The organism is Streptomyces sp. NRRL WC-3618, from assembly GCF_001280005.1.
GTDB lineage: Bacteria > Actinomycetota > Actinomycetes > Streptomycetales > Streptomycetaceae > Streptomyces.
In genome coordinates this window covers 1-952 of sequence record NZ_LGDW01000255.1, presented here as the reverse complement: position 1 = coordinate 952, position 952 = coordinate 1, and the positions used below count along the sequence as shown (strand labels likewise).

Here is a 952-nt window from a genome sequence, read left to right as displayed (position 1 = left end):
CTACAACAGCCCCGGCCCCGCCAGGAACTTCCCCACCCTCTCCACCTCGTCCTCCGACAACGGAATCTGCGGGTCGGCCGTGACCGGACAGTCGATCACGCCCCGCAGATACAGCGCCGCCTTGAACGCCCCCAGCCCCGCCGAGCTCCCGCCCATCCGCACCGGATCCCCCGCCCCCACCATCCCGAACAGCACGCACAACCGTTCCTGCTCGGCCCGCGCCCGCTCCCAGTCGCCCGCACGGCAGAACCGGTCCAGCCGTACGTAGCCGTCCGGGTCGACGTTGGCGAGCCCGGGCACCGCCCCGTCCGCGCCCAGGGCCAGCGCCGAGTCGACGATCAGCTCGCTTCCCGTGAGGACGCTGAACCCGCTCGCCCCGGGGCGTTCCCGCGCGCCGGTCACCACCGACCGGAACGACGCCAGGTCGCCGCTGGAGTCCTTCAGGCCCGCCAGGACACCGTCGGCGGCCAGTTCCAGGACGAGAGCGGGGGGCAGTTTGCTGTGGACGGAGGCCGGGAGGTCGTAGGCGACCACGGGGACCGGGCTGCCCGATGCCACCAGGCGGAAGTGGCGGGCGATCTCCGAGGGGTGCGTACGGGTGTAGAAGGGGGCCGTTACCACCACCGCGTCCGCGCCCGCCGCCGAGACCGACCGTACGTGGTCCAGCACCCGGGGCGTCGTCATGTCGATCGCGCCCGCCAGGACCGGCAGCCCGCCGGCGACATGACCCACCACCGTCTCCACCACCAGCCTGCGCTGGTCGTCCGTCAGGTACGCCGCCTCCGACGACGAACCGAGCACGAACAGGGCGTCGACGCCCGCCTCCACCAGATGGTCGACCAGCCTGACGAGTGAGCGCACGTCCACCCCGCGGTCCGGCGTCAGCGGAGTGCAGACGGGAGGGACGACACCGGTCAGCGGGGCGGGGAAGGTCATCAGGGCTCCCTGGGAT

At 72.6% G+C, this 952-nt stretch carries 1 protein-coding gene; it reads right to left on the bottom strand.

Annotated features, from left to right (window positions below; genetic code table 11):
• Positions 1 to 936 (bottom strand): dihydrodipicolinate synthase family protein, encoded by a 936-nt coding sequence (locus ADL01_RS21980; protein WP_053743747.1) that lies wholly within the window; start codon positions 934 to 936, stop codon positions 1 to 3.
• Positions 937 to 952: the final 16 nt, after the last annotated feature.